A 13,914-nucleotide genomic window follows, 5' to 3' on the forward strand; every position below is an offset into this window, starting at 1 on the left:
TACCGATGTATTGTTGAACGCGAAATGTACAGCAAAGATCAACACGCCCTAGGAACAGTGATGCATTTTTGAAAGTGCGTGATGGAGTCATAGGTGCCTCTTCAATTCGGGATTTCGTTTCGTTGAGGAAATTATATGCCTAAGACATATAGCAAAAAATAAAGTAAGCTTTAGTTAATACATCACGATTGGCTATGTATTGAGTCGTGCAATGGTTAGGGAACGAAGATAAAACCTGACCTATGATTGATTAAGAGCACATTGACAGGGAGAGTAACGGTGAGCGACATGGAAAAGTTGGATTTAAATGTACTGAGCGTGTTCTTAGAAGTGTATCGATTAAAGTCGATCACGCTTGCATCAGAATCGCTTGGTATGACTCAACCTGGAGTCAGTGGCGCTTTGAAACGGCTGCAAGCACAATTGGGCACTGATCTTTTTATTCGAGAGGGTAGAGGTATAACACCGACCAATGCAGCGATGCAGTTGGCGTTACGTGTAGAGCCCGCATTGGACGGGATAACCAGCGCTGTCAGTACCTTAAAGCAGTTTGATAACCAGCAACATCATGTGTTTCGAATTCTGGTCAACGAGATCGGTTTAACCAAGCTTCAGCCCCTTGTGGAAAAGGACGAGACGCTTGGTAACATCTCAATTGAATTCAATATGGTGCCAAGCAATGAAGAAGATCTGCTGCAGAGTTTGAGCATGCAGCAAGCCGACTTAGCGATCGATATTCACTACCCACAAGTGAATGGCTATATGAACCAGCAAGTGATTGAAGATGAGCTCGTGCTGATCGCCAAGAAAGGGCATCCAAGGATTGATGGATCGGTAACGGAAGCGCAGTATTATCATGAGAAACACATCACTTTCAGAATGCGTCGCTCTCACCTTTACACCGCGGATTACTTTACAAAAAATCCGATACAGCAGCGAAAAGTCAGTTCCGAATGTGATTCATTGATGACGATGTGTGTGTTGGTCTCTGGCTCCGACTGTGTTGGTAGCACATCTAGAGGTTTTGCTAATCAATTTGCGGAGCGATTCCAACTGCAAGTTCTCGAGCAGCCTTTTGAGGTCTTGCCGATGAAACAGTATATGATTTGGCATAAACGAACAGACTTAAACCCCGCACATCAATGGTTAAGAACCAAGATTCAACAATACATGACGAGCTCTCAAAGCTGTTAACGATTCAATGAAAAACGGCTTCCATTTGGAGGCCGTTTTTGTCTCTGTTACTTGAGGGTTTTAATTAGGTTTTTTGGATACAATCAACTTATTGTGCGCGTTTCTGACGAGCGGCTTTGAGCATTTTCATTGGCGACATTCCTGTCACCAACATGGTGCCGGTGATAACCAGAATTGAACCAACAATCGTATTGATGCCAATTGCTTCATCTAAGAATAAGTTACCCCAGAGAATACCAAATACCGGAATGATGAAGGTTACGGACAGGGCTGAAGGTGCGCCGAGTTCAGAGACGAGATTGAAGTAAAGTAGATACGCTAACCCAGTACATACCGCGCCTAATAAGATAACTGACGTAGTGATCGTAACGTCGGGTGTTTCTCTCATCGGAATAAAGAATACAAATGGCAAAACCAGCAACACCGCAGCCCACATGCTGCCATGAGCATTGTTGAATGCCTCAACTTTAGGGGCTTGTTTCGTATAGTTTGACGCTATTCCGTAGCTAAAGGCCGCCATCACTGCTGCAAAGATAGGAAGCATAGCCTCACGGCCAATGTTCATCGCATCCCAACCGACTAACACGCCAACTCCCGTTACCCCAATCCCAAGTCCCAATAGAACTTTCGCCTCGAGTGCTGTTTTAGTCCATATCGCACCAATGATTGCCGCCCATATTGGCGCGGTAGAGTTCAAGATGGCGAGTGTCGAGGCGTTAAGTGTCTGCGCGGCATAAGCGAAAAGCAAAAAAGGAAGTGTGGTGTTAAACAGCCCGAGAATGAAGAAGTGTTTAGCGTGATCATGAAAAGAGAGCTTCTTTTTTAAATAAAAAGAAACTAAAAGCAGAGTAAGTGCTGCAAACAGAACTCGCGCTTCAATCAAGACTGCGGGCCCTAATGGATTGGCCGCCATTCTCATGAAAAGAAACGAGCCTCCCCATATAGCCGCAAGTAGTATCAGTTTTAAAAAGCTCACAGTTTGAATCTCAGATTGTGTAAAACACCGACTATGGATCAAAGCTATGTATTGCACAAATTTAGATGTTAATACTGTGCAGCTAATTGTTGGCATTTTGATAACGGAACTGACTATTAAATAGGAACACTTTTGATGAATTATGTTCTGTTTATCCTTCCTTGTCTGACGAGTAATCTAGTGTCATATGTAAACATTAGGTGATAAAAATGAAGATCGAACACATCGCAATTTGGACCAAACAACTCGAAGTGCTTAAACGTTTTTATGAGGATTACTTTGGTGCAACGTCCAACCAGAAATATCACAATCCAAGCAAAGGCTTCTCTTCATATTTCTTGTCTTTTGAAAGCGGTAGTCGCTTAGAGATCATGGAAATGTTCTCTGTCCCTGAATCGAAAGACGATATCTATGACCAGTTCACAGGCTTCATTCATATGGCGATATCACTAGGTTCGGAACAAGCGGTCGATCAACTGACTCAACGCTTGGTCGAAGACGGCTATGAGCGCTTAGATGGCCCAAGAAGAACAGGTGATGGCTATTATGAGAGCTGTGTGCTCGATCCTGATGGTAATCGTTTGGAACTTACCGTTTAATGTAGAGACTTAATTGAGTTACTCATCTACTAACGGAACTGAGGTATGACAATGATGAAGCTTGCTGTGACTTTCCTTTTTAGTCTTGGGCTTATGGGATGTGCTACCTCAGAACCTGTGTATGAACCAGAAGCTGACTCGAAGCCTGAACCATCAAAGCCAATAGGCTACCTCGGTTTTAAAGCTCACCAAGAGTGGGCCATTCAATTTAACGACTGTACGGTCTATGATTTAACAGGCGCACAACCTTACCAGTGGTTTGATCGCACTTCAGCCTCTGTGAGTTGTTATACGTTTAAGCCAAACGATGCTATCAAGACTCTGTTGGTTTACTCCGAGGCTGACTTCAGAAGCAATAAACTCACTCCGATTAATCGCTTTCAAGAGTTGCAGGTATCAGAATCAGGCTGGGGTAGTTTTCCTGCCGTCTACGAGACCAACGGCACCAATTGGCTGAAAGTCAAAGAGGGTTGGATTCACCTCACACTAGCCGATCAGACTTTGGTTCAGTTCTATCCCGGAACTCAAGACCAATCTAGCAAACACACACATGATCAATATTTTGAAGAGCACTGATCGTAACGCTGACTTTTGATTAGTCTGTAGTTCGATCAGAAAAAGATCGTTTAGTTATTTCTGAAACCGGTTTCAATCTGTATCTTGGCTTATATTGAAATCGGTTTCAGAGTTGTAATCGCAGCTCTGAACCTGATCTTTTTTGCGAATAACTTGTAGCGAGTAATGGTATGAACAACGAATTTTCGAACGATTTTTTATGGGGTGGTGCAGTAGCAGCGCATCAGCTAGAAGGCGGCTGGGATGCGAATGGCAAGGGTGTCAGTGTTGTTGATGTATTAACAGCGGGCGCTCATGGCGTACAACGTCGAATCACCGATGGTGTGATTGATGGCGAAAACTACCCCAACCAAGTGGCTGTTGATTTCTACCACCGCTACAAAGAGGACATTAAGTTATTCGCTGAAATGGGCTTTAAGTGTTTCCGTACTAGTATTGCTTGGACGCGTATTTTCCCTAATGGCGATGATGCCGAGCCGTGTGAAGCGGGATTAGCGTTTTATGATGATTTGTTTGATGAGCTGTTGAAATACGATATTCAACCTGTGGTCACACTGAGCCACTTTGAAATGCCTTACCATCTAGCTAACGAATATGGCGGCTGGATGAACCGCAAAGTGATCGACTTCTTCGTTAAGTACTCGACTACGGTAATGGATCGTTATCAGCACAAAGTGAAATACTGGATGACGTTTAACGAGATCAACAACCAGATGAATACCTCTGCGGATATTTTCGGTTGGTTATGCTCGGGCGTGAAGTTCCCACAATGTGAAAAGCCGCAAGAGGCGATGTATCAAGCGGTTCACCACCAGTTTGTTGCCAGTGCGTTGGTGGTTAAGAAAGGTCACGAGATCAACCCAGATCTTCAGATCGGTGCAATGTGTGCGATGGTGCCTTTCTACCCTCGTTCTTCAAAGCCAGAAGACATTATGGTGGCGCAGAAAGCGATGCGTGACCGTTACTTCTTCTCGGATGTAATGGTTCGTGGTCATTACCCAAATTACGCTAAGCGTGACTGGGCAATCAAAGGCTTCAACATTGAAATGCAGCCAGAAGATGAGCAGATCCTAAAAGAAGGTAAGGCTGATTACTTAGGCTTTAGTTACTACATGTCGAATACATTGGATTCTTCTTCGCATCAGTCGACTGAAGAAGCGATGGACGGCGGTCATGAAAACTCGGTCGATAACCCGTTTATCCAGTCTAGCGATTGGGGCTGGCCAATTGATCCAACGGGTTTACGTTTCTGTTTAGCGTCTCTGTATGAACGTTATGAAGTACCATTGTTCATCGTTGAGAACGGTTTTGGTGCGGTTGATACCATTGAAGAAGATGGCAGCATTAATGACGACTATCGCATTGCTTACCTTGGGGATCACATCAAAGAGATGAAAAAAGCCGTTGCGATCGACGGTGTTGATTTGATGGGTTACACCCCTTGGGCTGTATCGACTTAGTTTCATTCACCACGGGCGAGATGAAAAAACGCTACGGATTCATTTACGTAGATAAGCACAACGATCAATCTGGCTCACTAGAACGCAAACGCAAGAAGTCGTTCGAGTGGTATAAAGGCGTGATTGCATCTAACGGTACCACTATTTAGAATGCATTTCCCAGCGCAGTTATGTGAACTGTGAGCTGTCATTTTGCAATGAATTAGTCGGCCTATGTCGGCTAATTTTTTATAAAGGAAAAGAAGCGAATGGTAACCATGCTTGATGTCGCGAACCGCGCAGGCGTATCTAAATCGACCGTTTCTCGTGTCTTAAATGGCAAGAACATCGTGCGCCCAGATGTGGTGAAAAAGGTATTCGATGCGATTCAAGAAACAGGTTATCGACCGAACTTGTTGGCTCAGCAATTGGCGACCAAGAAGACCAATTTCATCGGCTTTGTAATCACCAATGAGTTGTTCAATGGCCCTTACTTTTCTTCCTTGATGTATCACGCGGCTTCTTATAGCGAAAAGTCGAATCACCAATTGGTGATCACCGATGGCAAACACAGCGCTGAAGACGAAAGAAAGGCGATCAACTTTCTGCTGGATATGAAGTGCGCGGGCATCATCATCTATCCGCAATGCTTAACCGAAAGCGAGATTGCAAAGATCATCGAAAGTACTGACACACCGATTCTGGTACTCAACCGAGAAATGCCGTCGAAGCCTAATCATGCCATTACCACCGACCATTATCAGAGCGCTTGTTTGATGGTTGAGCACATCATCGAGCAAGGCCATACAGACATTGCAGTGATTCGTGGTAAAGCCGGTTCTTCGACCGATGAGTTGCGTTACCAAGCCTATCAAGATGTGCTAACTAAACAGGGTATTGCATTGGATGAGTCCAAGGTTGTTCAAGGTGATTGGACGATGGAGAGCGGTTATCATGCGGCTCAGGCTCTGGTAAAAAGCAAATCAACATTCACCGCTATCTTGTCTGAAAACGATGACATGGCGATTGGTGCGATTAAGGCGTTAACCGAACTTGGGTACTCATTGCCTCAAGATGTTTCTATCGTTGGTTTTGATAACAGCAAAGTGGGGGCGTTTTTAACGCCAAGCTTAACGTCTGTCAGTGTGCCATTAGAGCAAATGACGCAAAAGGCGATCCTGCAAATTGTCGGTGAAACAGAGCAAGCGACCACCATCAATACCACTGGCAGTTTGGTGTTACGTGATTCGATAGCGAAGCTAAATTAGCACCGTTCGAATTTCATATTTCACCTACAAAAAGTGACGAGCTGCGCACCTCTTAAACCAAGCTCAAACACTCCTTATTCACTGTTATTTAGATGTGCGATATTGCGTTTTTTGGTCGATGAATTGACCACCATTAGTTAAGTAATGTGAAACTAGCTAAGTAATATGAAAATAGCTGAGTGATGCGAGAACAGGTAAGTAACGTGAAAACAGAAAAACAAAAAATGCTAGCAGGCGAACCTTATCAGGCTTGGGATAAAGAGCTTTATGCCGCTCGTATCGAGTGTCGTAAGGTGCTTCAAAAACTCAATAACAGTATTCCTGACACTCCTGAATGGGAAGCGGCAACGCAAGAGCTCATTCCGGGCTGTGAAAACGCGCATCTAGAACCTCCATTTCGTTGTGACTACGGCTCGAACATCAAGCTGGGCAAGAACTTCTACGCTAACTTTAACTGCGTGATTTTGGATGTGGCTGAAGTGACCATTGGCGACAATGTGCTGCTTGGTCCGAACGTTCAAATCCTGACCGCAGGTCACCCACTCGATGTGAAAGGCCGTGTAGAAGAAGGCGTTGAGTTTGGCACGCCAATTAACGTTGGTGACAATGTTTGGTTAGGTGGTGGTGTGATCATCTGCCCTGGCGTGACCATTGGCGAAAACAGTGTGATTGGCGCGGGCAGTGTGGTAACTAAAGACATCCCAGCCAATGTGGTTGCAGTCGGTAACCCATGTAAAGTGCTGAAATCGATCGATAACGGACAATAATCAGATGTAAATGACGAAGCCCGAACCTAGGTTCGGGCTTTGTTTTTTCTATCCTTGCTAGATGCTAGATGGAACAGCTTGTTGTGCTTGCTTCTTATCTAACGCACCACTGAATCGAGTCAGAACAAGAGCGATCAAAACGATCACCGCACCTACCCAAGGGGTGTTCATTAATCCAGATTTCGCGACAATCAAACCACCGCCCCATGAGCCCAATGCAATACCGACGTTGAAGGCGGCAATGTTCAATCCAGAAGCGACATCGACTGCGTCTGGTGTGTATTTCTCAGCCAGTTTCACAACATACACTTGTAGCCCCGGAACGTTACCGAATGCAAATGCACCCCAAACCAAAATAGTCGCAACGGCTGCATAAGGGTTTACAGCGGTAAAGTTGAATACCACCAGTACTGCGGCTAAACCAGAGAAGATAACGGTCAGCGCTTTAATCGGGCCCATCTTGTCAGCCATTTTTCCGCCCCAGATGTTACCCACCGCCACTGACACACCGTAAACCAACATGATGAGGCTGATTGAGCTCGAATCAAACCCTGATACGTTTTCCAGTATTGGAGCAAGGAAGGTAAAGGCTGTGAATGTGCCGCCATAACCTAGTGCTGTGATAGCGTAAACCAACAGTAATCGTGGTTGAGTTAGAACCTTTAGTTGTGCCGAAATCTTCGCCGCAGGTGGTTGCTTAAGGTTGCTTGGAACCAAGATAGCGCTACCGATAAGAGCAATAAGACCAAGCAGAGCAACGATCAAGAAGGTCGCTTGCCAGCCAAAGGTTTGGCCGATGTAAGTGCCCAGTGGTACGCCGGTTACCAATGCAACTGTTAAACCCGTAAACATGATCGCAATGGCACTGGCTGCTTTATCTTTTGAAACCAAACCTGTCGCGATGGTCGATCCAATCGAGAAGAACACACCATGGGCGAGGCCGGTCAAAATTCGTGCGGCGATCAGCGTGTTATAGCCCGGAGCTTGCCACGCCAATAAGTTACCAATGACAAACAATGCCATCACGGTCAGCAACACCGCCTTACGATTCCATTTGCCGGTTAATGCCGTTAATACTGGTGCGCCAATAGCAACGCCAAGCGCGTATAAACTGACTAATAGGCCTGCCGATGGCAGAGATACATTCAAGTCGCTCGCCATGGTAGGAATCAAGCCTACGATGACAAATTCTGTGGTTCCGATGGCAAAGGCGCTGAGCGTCAATGCAAGTAATGCTAGTGGCATAATCATCTCTCTTACTGTTCTTTGTTAAATACCGAGCGCGATAAAATGGGGCAGCTTTTGACTGCAATAGGAGCGCTTCGTTTGATGGCGAGGATTATCTAGCAAAATATATTTGTGAAAAATGCCATCATTAACAAATAACCTTTGTGCTATTTGCAATAATTGGAGAGTTAGCCGATCATTGGATTAAGCTGATGAGATCGAAAAGACTCAGATGATTTGAGCTGTGATGAGCACAAGCGTGATGACATTAAACAAAATTAAGATAGCGAAGGAGCCTCATGTTAACCCGTTCAGATGATTTAGAAATGGTACTCACCGTCGTCGATGCTGGTGGTTTTTCTGCGGCAGCAGAGACGTTGGATGTGCAAGTCGCCAAGGTATCTCGTTCGGTGAGTAAGGTTGAGTCGCAACTCGGCGTCTCAATATTCAACCGAACAACGAGACGCGTGGAATTGACGGAGGAAGGGCGGCAGTTTGTCGATTCAGTCAGGGTGGGATTACAAATGATCCAGAGCGCGGAAGAAGAAATCGTGTCGCGCGGTGAGTTGCCTAAAGGTCGTTTAAGAGTCGATGCCGCCAGCCCATTCGTATTCCATCAGCTAGTGCCGTTGGTGCAGTCATTCAAAGAGGCTTACCCAGACATTGAGTTGGAACTCACTTCCAACGAAGGCTTCGTTGATCTTCTCGAAAAGAGAACCGATGTTGCGATTCGAATCGGTAAGTTGTCCGACTCAACACTGCACGCGCGCCCGTTAGGAAAAAGTTTACTCCATATTGTGGCGTCACCTGATTATCTCGCTAAGCGTGGGCTGCCCACCAAACCTGAAGATTTGAGTTCACATCAAATTGTGGGTTTTGCAGGGAACAAAGTGCTTAACCATTGGCCTTTACCAAACCAAAGTGACGTCGCGCCTACTGTGACAGCCAGTAATGGTGAAACCGTGCGTCAACTAGTCTTAGCTGGAAATGGGATCGCTTGTCTGTCGGGGTTTATGGTGCAGGAAGATATGGCTGCGGGTCGCTTAATCCCTATTCTGGAACAAGACAAACTTGCCAACACAGACCGAGAGCGAGTGAATGCGGTTTATTACAAGTCGTCCTCTGTCTCTAAACGTATCTCGGCGTTTATTGACTTTATTCAGCCCCGTTTGAGCTTGTAGGAAAGAATGAAACACTCTTTAGCAGCACACAGCCAAACCGTTATTTGCATCGTTTGAGAACGGGTATTCGTATCAATGTTTAGAGAGCACATATTGTTGTATTGAGATTCGATAGGTGGATGTGATCTCAATAGCGTTTACTGACTTTCAGTGTTTAAAAACCGCCCGCCCACGCATCAAAATTGTCAATGTTGTCGAGCTCTTCTTTAGTTCTTGGGGTTGGGTAATAAGGCAGAGCCAATCTTTGATCGGAAGGTTGAAGTTCCCAATCGGGTGTAATCTTTAGTCGGGTTAATTCATCGTTGAGGCGCACAAACATATAGTAGCCATCGGTATGGGTATTGGCGTAACTCGCGATAGTGGCGATATCGCCAGAAGGTAATTTTACGTCTCGACCGAGTGGATAGAGTTGGTGCAATGCGAAACTCACCTTGGGATCTTCAAGTTTGCCTTGCTTAAAGCGCTCTAATCCGATGGCGGTTGAAGTAGTGCGCGGCTTCCACCCTGTGAGGAACAATCCACTCAAGTTATCTTGGAACGGCTTACCCTTCCGATTGCCTTCATTGGTAATGAATTGAACCGTCAGCGTGTCTCCCGATTCTTGCAGAATTTCTAAAAACTGTTCACCAGTGCGATCGACCAAAAGCTTCATAAGACATAAATACCATTAAGAATGAAATACGATAAAGGGTACTACTTTAGGGGAGGTTTTAGTAGGGGCTATAAAGGTTATGCAGCGTGAACAATGTTTTCGGTGTTGATCCTTTCATGCCCTTAGAGCAACAACAGCTTTAACGCTTACGTAAGTAATGCGTTTGCACTATTTCATCAAGGTATGTCGTGACGCCTTTCAATGTAAAATCGACAGGGGAAACTAAGTCACCAAATAACGGAGATCCACCACCAAGTAAGACTGGAATGGTCGAGATGATCAGCTCATCAATCAGGTCTTCTTTCAGGAAGTTTTGAATGGTAATGCCGCCATCAATGTACAGGTTCTTTAGGCCTTTGTTATTCAAATCCACGACAATCTGTTTAAGCTCGCCCTTCATCAAAAATACTTTACCTTCAAGCTCTTGAGGTACTTCACTTAAAGTGTTGCTCAGTACATAGACTGGCTTGCTGTAAGGCCAATCAATGCCAAAGCTCAACACCATGTCCATTGTATTACGTCCCATGACCAGTGCATCGATACGATCGGTGTGAGCGTTGTACCCCATGTCGTCACCGTTTAGATTTGGAATCGCTTGCAGCCAATCTAATTCGCCTTGTTTGTCTGCAATGTAACCGTCAAGACTGGTTGCGATGAATACAATATTTGACATTTTTAACTCCGATATCGATGAGAAACTTGGCATCTACACGGTAATAAATTAAAATATTCTACAGTGTAGAAATAAAGTTTAAGAGGTGACGGTATGACTGTCAAGGATCAGAAACGAGGTCGACCAAAGAGTGGATCAAGCCAACTCAGCGCGGATAGAATTCTCACCATTGCTAAAAGCATGATGCGAGAGAGTGGCAAAGTGCCAAGTATTCGAGGGTTGGCGACAGAACTCGGGGTAGATGCGATGGCCATATACCATTACTTCAAAAACAAAAACGATCTGCTTGAGGCAATCACAGTTTCTTTGATTGAAGAAGTGGCACAGCCAGAGCTGAATCAAGACTGGCAAGATAACCTATATCGGCTCAGTGTGAGTTACTTGTCGATGCTCAACGAATATAGAGGCTTGTTAGAAACCTTATTGACCATGAAATCTCTCGGGCCGATGGAGGTATTTAGTGAACGTTTTGAAGCGGTGTTGAGCCCGTTAGCGTTAACGGAAGAGCAAACCAAAAATGCGTTGGACTTGCTGGTGGATTATTTACACGGCTACGCTTTGGCGTTGAACTGTAACCCAGACCGAACAGAGCTCACCATTGAAATGGTCGAAAAGCCGCTGAGTTTATACTGTTTGGCGCTCACTCAACTTAAGTGATCTGTAGGCCAATTTACCGACCTTTAAATTTATACTGGATAATTACCTATAAATTTCAGGCTTTAGCAGTAATAATCAATGAATAGATCGGAATAGCTTGTTCATTGAAAAGCTTTACGGAAAGTTTCTAAAGACGCCATCGTGAAAAGGAAGTCAGATACATGCCTGTGCTCCAACGCATCAGTTTAACGTTAATCTTAATCGCCGTTTTAGGTGGGTGTTCTTCACTTCCTGAAGGCATCGATCATCCAACAGAACCGCCAACCTCTCCTGCACCTAGTTCTTTATCGGTTCTAACCAATGAATTTCAGCCTGAAGCTTTAGAGCAAGGCACCACTGCGGTTCGTCTGCAAGAGTCTGGTTGGGATGCCTTGGCACAGCGATTAGCGCTGGTCGAAAGTGCCGAGCACACCATCGACATTCAATATTACATCTGGAACTCTGACGAATCGGGCAGCTATCTCGCTAGCCGTTTATTAGCAGCGGCCGAGCGCGGTGTGAAGGTTCGCGTAATGCTGGATGATATCAACCTCAACGAACGTGAAGGGTTGCTGTCGGCACTGGATGCACACCCGAACGTCGAGATTCGTATCTTCAATCCAACACCAACACGCCGCGGTTTCAGTAAATGGCTGAGCTTTGTCGGCGACTTTTCTCGTTTAAATCGCCGTATGCACAATAAGTCGTTTACCGTCGATGGTACTTTGTCTGTGGTGGGTGGACGTAATATTGGTGATGAATACTTCGACCTTTCTGATGAAATCAATTTCCGAGACCGCGATGTATTAGTCATGGGCTCGGTAGTTAACACCATCCAAACCAGTTTTGTTGAATACTGGAACAGCCGTTGGTCTTACCCTGTCGATATGCTGGGTGATGACGAACAACCTGATCTCTCGAAGATAGATAATATTGTCGTTCCGCATTATCAAAATTATCCTGAATTACCATTAGATCGCAAGGCTGCTGATAGCTTACTGAAAGAGGTGATTGGTGAGATGACTTGGGTGAATGCGCGTTTTGTTTACGATCAACCCGTCCCTGATGACTCCGATAATACTGATGAACCGAAAGCGACTGCGATTCTTCTAGGGAAGTTAGCGAGTGAATCGAAACAAGAGATCTTGTTGGAATCCGCTTACCTTGTATTCGATGATGGTCAGCTTGAAGAGTGGCAGGTATTGAACAACAAGGGTGTTGAGATAAAAGCGCTAACTAACTCTATGGCGTCTAATGATCTGGTGACTAATCATTCCGCTTATGCGGGCAGACGTTACGACATGTTAGATCATGGCATCGACCTGTTTGAGCTAAAACCAGAATCCAAGCTATGTGAAGCATCGACTCAAGACGTGTTGAAATGTGCGCCTGAGACGGCCTATGGCTTGCACGCTAAATCAGTCGTATTTGACCGCAGCATCGCGAGCATCGGCTCATTTAACTTCAACTTGCGCTCTACCTACCTCAATACGGAATCGGTTTTGATCATCGAGAATAAAGAGATTGCTGAAACGTTAGCAAAAACTATTGAACAAGCAATGAGTGACGATAATAGCTGGCGCTTGGAACTGGAAGACGGTGATGTGTATTGGTATTCAGGCGATCAACGTTGGGACAGCGAACCAGAAACGGGTAAGTGGGAACGAATGCAGTCAGGCTTCCTACAGTTGTTACCGATTGAGAAATATCTGTAATCTAGCCGCCTCTGGATAAATAAAAATGTCAGCGTATATTACGCTGACATTTTTGTTTGTGCTGCTGTTTGCTGTGGTTTGCTGCTATTTTTTAACGGCTTAACGGCTTAACGGCTTAACGGCTTAACGGCTTAACGCTTGGTCAGCTGCTTGCTGTTCAAGTAAGGCAGGATATGCGGGCGAGATTCGCCAGACAGCTTTTGAGTGATCTGTTGTGACCAACTGCTCTGCTTTTGGTTGCTTGAACGGCTTGCGTAGTAGCTCTGCATTGAATCATCGTAGCTGGCAATTTCATCTAGGCTCAGCGGTTGGTATTGGTTTTCGTGCATCACCACATGAGCAGGGAGGCGAGGCTTCACCTCTGGTTGCTGTGCCGGATGACCTAAGCACATCCCAAACAACACGGCGGTATGTTGTGGTAGTTCTAACAGTTCATCGACTTGTTGTGCGCTGTTACGCAGCCCGCCAATGTACACGCCACCCAAACCTAGAGACTCAGCAGCCAGCATGCAGTTTTGCGCCATGATGCCAGAGTCGACCGCGCCAATCAGGGTCAGTTCAGTAAAGTCGGTTTTCACTTCAGGGTTGATTTGAGCGTGGCGTTGATAGTCGATACAGAACACCAAAAACTCAGCTGCGTTCTCAACGTAAGCTTGATTACCTGCGTATTCTGCTAGCAGTTTACGCTTCTCTTTGTTTGTCACTCTCACGATAGAAACAGCTTGCAGTAAGCTTGATGACGAAGCCGCGAGACCAGCCTGAATAATCACATCAAGTTGCGCTTTTTCAATCGGTTGATTTGTATATTGACGAATGGAGCGGTGCCCCAGAATAGTTTCAATCGTGCTGTTCATAACTCTCAGACAGTCCTTGTGATGATGGCGTAGAGAATCACAATAACGACAATTACCATGAGCGTAAAGGGCGTTAGAGCCTTTCTGGTTGGCAGAATGATATTCATGAATTTAAAGGATTGCTGTCACAGCCAATCCTTTTTTGTACGGTTTCCTG

At 45.3% G+C, this 13,914-nt stretch carries 13 protein-coding genes and 1 pseudogene; 9 read left to right on the forward strand and 5 right to left on the reverse strand.

Going from position 1 to position 13,914, the window contains the following annotated elements; translation table 11 throughout:
• The first annotated feature begins 279 nt into the window (after nt 1-279).
• Complete coding sequence (locus AB6C75_RS09260; protein ID WP_372107609.1) at nt 280-1,194, forward strand: LysR family transcriptional regulator; 915 nt, start codon at nt 280-282, stop codon at nt 1,192-1,194.
• Nucleotides 1,195-1,282: 88 nt separating this feature from the next.
• On the opposite strand, the gene AB6C75_RS09265 is transcribed toward AB6C75_RS09260, so the two are convergent.
• Entirely contained in the window at nt 1,283-2,170 is an 888-nt protein-coding gene (locus AB6C75_RS09265) for a DMT family transporter (RefSeq protein ID WP_080518041.1), read from the reverse strand.
• A gap of 209 nt (nt 2,171-2,379) precedes the next feature.
• Here AB6C75_RS09265 and AB6C75_RS09270 point away from each other — a divergent pair, with 209 nt between their 5' ends.
• The 5 genes and pseudogenes from AB6C75_RS09270 (at nt 2,380) to AB6C75_RS09290 (ending at nt 6,819) form a co-directional block, all read left to right on the forward strand.
• Nucleotides 2,380-2,769 carry a VOC family protein gene (locus AB6C75_RS09270; protein WP_012600103.1) on the forward strand — a complete coding sequence of 130 codons (390 nt, stop codon included), beginning with the start codon at nt 2,380-2,382 and terminating at the stop codon, nt 2,767-2,769.
• Between the two features lie 51 nt (nt 2,770-2,820).
• Nucleotides 2,821-3,345 carry a hypothetical protein gene (locus tag AB6C75_RS09275; RefSeq protein ID WP_372107638.1) on the forward strand — a complete coding sequence of 175 codons (525 nt, stop codon included), beginning with the start codon at nt 2,821-2,823 and terminating at the stop codon, nt 3,343-3,345.
• Nucleotides 3,346-3,515: 170 nt separating this feature from the next.
• Nucleotides 3,516-4,954 (forward strand): annotated as a pseudogene (locus AB6C75_RS09280) (6-phospho-beta-glucosidase).
• A gap of 99 nt (nt 4,955-5,053) precedes the next feature.
• Nucleotides 5,054-6,052: a LacI family DNA-binding transcriptional regulator gene (locus AB6C75_RS09285; RefSeq protein WP_372107610.1), complete on the forward strand. Its 999-nt coding sequence runs from the start codon at nt 5,054-5,056 to the stop codon at nt 6,050-6,052.
• Nucleotides 6,053-6,255: 203 nt separating this feature from the next.
• Nucleotides 6,256-6,819, forward strand: coding sequence for a sugar O-acetyltransferase (locus AB6C75_RS09290; protein WP_004732276.1), 564 nt, complete (start codon nt 6,256-6,258; stop codon nt 6,817-6,819).
• Nucleotides 6,820-6,876: 57 nt separating this feature from the next.
• Here AB6C75_RS09290 and AB6C75_RS09295 read toward each other — a convergent pair whose 3' ends face one another.
• Nucleotides 6,877-8,064, reverse strand: a complete 1,188-nt coding sequence (locus tag AB6C75_RS09295) for an MFS transporter (RefSeq protein WP_017062388.1) — start codon at nt 8,062-8,064, stop codon at nt 6,877-6,879.
• A 281-nt stretch (nt 8,065-8,345) separates the two neighbouring features.
• Here AB6C75_RS09295 and AB6C75_RS09300 point away from each other — a divergent pair, with 281 nt between their 5' ends.
• Nucleotides 8,346-9,227 carry a LysR family transcriptional regulator gene (locus tag AB6C75_RS09300; protein ID WP_009845937.1) on the forward strand — a complete coding sequence of 294 codons (882 nt, stop codon included), beginning with the start codon at nt 8,346-8,348 and terminating at the stop codon, nt 9,225-9,227.
• A gap of 154 nt (nt 9,228-9,381) precedes the next feature.
• Here the strand turns inward: AB6C75_RS09300 and AB6C75_RS09305 are convergent, their stop codons facing one another.
• Both AB6C75_RS09305 and AB6C75_RS09310 read right to left on the reverse strand, forming a co-directional pair.
• Nucleotides 9,382-9,879: a hypothetical protein gene (locus AB6C75_RS09305; RefSeq protein WP_372107611.1), complete on the reverse strand. Its 498-nt coding sequence runs from the start codon at nt 9,877-9,879 to the stop codon at nt 9,382-9,384.
• 139 nt (nt 9,880-10,018) lie between these two features.
• Nucleotides 10,019-10,552, reverse strand: coding sequence for a dihydrofolate reductase family protein (locus AB6C75_RS09310; RefSeq protein WP_372107612.1), 534 nt, complete (start codon nt 10,550-10,552; stop codon nt 10,019-10,021).
• Nucleotides 10,553-10,645: 93 nt separating this feature from the next.
• On the opposite strand from AB6C75_RS09310, the gene AB6C75_RS09315 reads away from it, so the two are divergent.
• The gene (locus tag AB6C75_RS09315; RefSeq protein WP_372085707.1) at nt 10,646-11,209 is read left to right on the forward strand and encodes a TetR/AcrR family transcriptional regulator; all 564 of its coding nucleotides are present in this window, start codon (nt 10,646-10,648) and stop codon (nt 11,207-11,209) included.
• A gap of 161 nt (nt 11,210-11,370) precedes the next feature.
• A complete protein-coding gene (locus AB6C75_RS09320) occupies nt 11,371-12,903 on the forward strand; it encodes a phospholipase D family protein (RefSeq protein WP_372107613.1) in 1,533 nt (510 codons plus the stop codon).
• Nucleotides 12,904-13,034: 131 nt separating this feature from the next.
• On the opposite strand, the gene nfsA is transcribed toward AB6C75_RS09320, so the two are convergent.
• Nucleotides 13,035-13,757 carry an oxygen-insensitive NADPH nitroreductase gene (gene nfsA / locus AB6C75_RS09325; RefSeq protein WP_017094836.1) on the reverse strand — a complete coding sequence of 241 codons (723 nt, stop codon included), beginning with the start codon at nt 13,755-13,757 and terminating at the stop codon, nt 13,035-13,037.
• Nucleotides 13,758-13,914 lie beyond the last annotated feature (157 nt).

It is taken from the genome of Vibrio sp. 10N.237.312.B06 (genome assembly GCF_041464685.1).
GTDB classification, from domain to species: Bacteria; Pseudomonadota; Gammaproteobacteria; order Enterobacterales; family Vibrionaceae; genus Vibrio; species Vibrio tasmaniensis_A.

Excerpts from the sequence above, each read along its gene's own strand:
- AB6C75_RS09270 (WP_012600103.1), top strand. The coding sequence starts at position 2,380 with ATGAAGATCGAACACATCGCAATTTGGACCAAACAACTCGAAGTGCTT.
- AB6C75_RS09275 (WP_372107638.1), top strand. The coding sequence starts at position 2,821 with ATGATGAAGCTTGCTGTGACTTTCCTTTTTAGTCTTGGGCTTATGGGA.
- AB6C75_RS09285 (WP_372107610.1), top strand. The coding sequence starts at position 5,054 with ATGGTAACCATGCTTGATGTCGCGAACCGCGCAGGCGTATCTAAATCG.
- AB6C75_RS09295 (WP_017062388.1), bottom strand. The coding sequence starts at position 8,064 with ATGCCACTAGCATTACTTGCATTGACGCTCAGCGCCTTTGCCATCGGA.
- AB6C75_RS09300 (WP_009845937.1), top strand. The coding sequence starts at position 8,346 with ATGTTAACCCGTTCAGATGATTTAGAAATGGTACTCACCGTCGTCGAT.
- AB6C75_RS09305 (WP_372107611.1), bottom strand. The coding sequence starts at position 9,879 with ATGAAGCTTTTGGTCGATCGCACTGGTGAACAGTTTTTAGAAATTCTG.
- AB6C75_RS09310 (WP_372107612.1), bottom strand. The coding sequence starts at position 10,552 with ATGTCAAATATTGTATTCATCGCAACCAGTCTTGACGGTTACATTGCA.
- AB6C75_RS09315 (WP_372085707.1), top strand. The coding sequence starts at position 10,646 with ATGACTGTCAAGGATCAGAAACGAGGTCGACCAAAGAGTGGATCAAGC.
- AB6C75_RS09320 (WP_372107613.1), top strand. The coding sequence starts at position 11,371 with ATGCCTGTGCTCCAACGCATCAGTTTAACGTTAATCTTAATCGCCGTT.
- nfsA (WP_017094836.1), bottom strand. The coding sequence starts at position 13,757 with ATGAACAGCACGATTGAAACTATTCTGGGGCACCGCTCCATTCGTCAA.